The sequence below is a fragment of the Microcystis sp. M53602_WE12 genome, from assembly GCF_030065455.1.
Classification (GTDB): domain Bacteria; phylum Cyanobacteriota; class Cyanobacteriia; order Cyanobacteriales; family Microcystaceae; genus Microcystis; species Microcystis aeruginosa.
Window position 1 is genome coordinate 1 of the sequence record NZ_JASJFB010000861.1, and the last position, 1,484, is coordinate 1,484.

Genomic DNA, 1,484 nt, shown 5'->3' on the forward strand with positions numbered 1-1,484 from the left:
GTTAAGTCACCGAGCGGACGTAAACGCTTTAATGTTTTAGGAGCATTAAATGCAATAACTCATGAAGTTATTCTGGTTACGAATGACACTTATATTACAGCAACTCAAGTCTGTGAACTCCGGTCAAAAATAGCTGCTTTAGGAATAACTATTCCCATCACTCTAGTCTTAGATAATGCCCGCTATCAAAAATGTAAAATTGTTGAAGAATTGGCTCTTTCTTTGTCAATAGAGCTACTCTATTTGCCGTCTTATTCGCCTAATCTAAATTTAATTGAAAGGCTGTGGAAATTTGTCAAAAAGAAATGTTTGTATGGTAAATACTATGAAAACTTTTCTGACTTTTCTTCAGCCATTTATGAATGTTTGAATGATGCCCATTTGAAACATAAAAAAGAACTGGATTCCTTGCTGAATCTACGATTTCAGAAGTTTAATAAATCTCAGATTATGAACGTCTAAAGTATAGTTACGCACCCTTTATCTTCGGATTAGCGATCGCTCTTCCCTAGGCTGGCCGGGCGATCTATATCTTATTAATCCTCTGGAGTGTGGCAGCCCTGGCCGTGGGTTTAACCGTTCTCCTCAATATTTCTTTACTTCATGCTTTCATCGCCTCTTTATTAGGTTTTCTTGTCCTTTTAGTTTTCCAGAGAACTATCGGTTATCCCTTTATTTTTGCTGTCCATTGGCTGACAGAAAAATTATTAGGGGTCGAATTAGTGATCGATAAAAAACACTTGCAAAAAATTGTTGATTCGGGAATCAACCCAGAAGACCTAGAAAAAGATACCAGCGAGGAAACAGAGGAAGAAAAGACGAAAAACGAAGCCCTTTGGCACAATTATCTCACGGAAATGTCTCTTTTTATCTCACCAATTAGTAAAAATTTTCTCAGAATCGGTCATCATTTAGAAGTAGTAAAAACTCAAAATCTCAAAACAGTTCTAGAATATGTTGGGCTAGGTTTTTTAGGTTTATGTTTAATTCTCCTATTTTCTCCCGCCAAAACTTGGCTACAGGAAGGATTTTTTGCCCTTGATGATGCCGTGCGACTGACCTTCGATCTGATCGGATTTAGTCTATTATTACTGTTCCTGGGTTTATTTCTAGAAGCACTGACCTCGCCTCTAGAAGCCTTGGGTTGGTGGGCCGGTTGGTACAGTCCCAGTCGCGTCTATGCCGAGGAACCCTGGCAGCAACTAGCACCACCCCAAAACCAAGTGCAGCGTTATATCGTCTATCTCGACGGGATATGTCAGGAGTCCACTCGCTTGAAACCCTACGCTCAAAATTTTCTCGCCGAATTATACGGGATTTTACCGGCGCAAGTGCGGATCATTGGCAATATTATGCCCTATTCCACCACTAATCGCGCCTTAACCGATTCCGAGCGCCCTCTAGCCGGTTTCTGGCAATGGGTGGAAACAAACGGTCAGAAAGGGCATAACGGTGTAATGGCTTTAATCAATCTGCGGAATTTA

Annotated in this window: 1 protein-coding gene and 1 pseudogene; both read left to right on the forward strand. The window is 40.6% G+C overall.

The window, feature by feature from the left end; all coding sequences use genetic code 11:
• Positions 1 to 462, forward strand: a 462-nt coding sequence (locus PX482_RS26205; protein WP_288123217.1) for an IS630 family transposase, incomplete at its 5' end; no start/stop codon positions are given.
• Positions 463 to 551: 89 nt separating this feature from the next.
• Positions 552 to 1,484 (forward strand): annotated as a pseudogene (locus PX482_RS26210) (YIP1 family protein); the annotation flags it as partial.